Consider the following 773-nt stretch of genomic DNA (forward strand, 5'->3'; position numbering starts at 1 on the left):
GGTCAGATATTGCCGTACACTGTTAGGAGCTATATTTAATATTTCGGCTATATCCTTATCGTTCATTCCCAGCATATATTTTAAATACAGCAGGTATTTGTGCTTGGCCGGGAGCTTTAATACGGCCTTCCCCATTTCTTTGATTTCTTCTTGATGAATAATTCTGTATTCGATGTCGTCATCAAGGCTTGGGATTTCCTCCAGATCGAATTCGCCTCCGGGATAAACATGCTTTTTCTCAATATCTCTGTGTTTGATATGGTTAATCGCTACACTTCTGGAAGTATAGACAACATAAACTGCGGCTTTGGAACTGTCCAAATTTCGAATTAAAGACACCTTTTCTATTAGCTTTATGAAAGTATCGTTAATTAAATCTTCAATTTGATTCGAATCACGAGTTATATTGTAAATGTTCTTTCGCACCAGGCCATAATAGTCTTTATATAAATTCAATATAAAGGCTTTATCCTCATCGCCTTCCATCTGTAACCGCTAAACTAAATTGGACAGAAAACAACAAATAAGAATGAACAGTATTTACCACAATCCTCCAAAAAGGCTATGATTGAGCTGGAAATAAAAACAGCTTTGATCATAGCAGAGGAGGAAGAAATGAACGTAGCAGAAGGGTGGAATATGTATTTAGATATCCAGGACCTAAAAGCCAAACATTTTAACATAAGTCAGATATCCCGGCGTTTGGATCTATCCCGAACAACAGTGTATAAATACCTGGACATGACTCCCGAGGAAATGGAACAGTTCCTGGA

At 37.4% G+C, this 773-nt stretch carries 2 protein-coding genes; one reads left to right on the forward strand and one right to left on the reverse strand.

Annotated elements, in window-relative coordinates:
- Nucleotides 1-486, reverse strand: a 486-nt coding sequence (locus tag AAV90_RS11455) for an RNA polymerase sigma factor (protein WP_046499232.1), incomplete at its 3' end; no start/stop codon positions are given.
- Between the two features lie 78 nt (nucleotides 487-564).
- Between AAV90_RS11455 and AAV90_RS11460 the strand changes: the two genes are divergently transcribed.
- A partial coding sequence (locus AAV90_RS11460; protein ID WP_207642064.1) for a helix-turn-helix domain-containing protein occupies nucleotides 565-773 on the forward strand: 209 nt, incomplete at its 3' end.

Origin of the sequence: Syntrophomonas zehnderi OL-4 (genome assembly GCF_000983115.1) — a bacterium.
Lineage (GTDB): Bacteria > Bacillota > Syntrophomonadia > Syntrophomonadales > Syntrophomonadaceae > Syntrophomonas_B > Syntrophomonas_B zehnderi.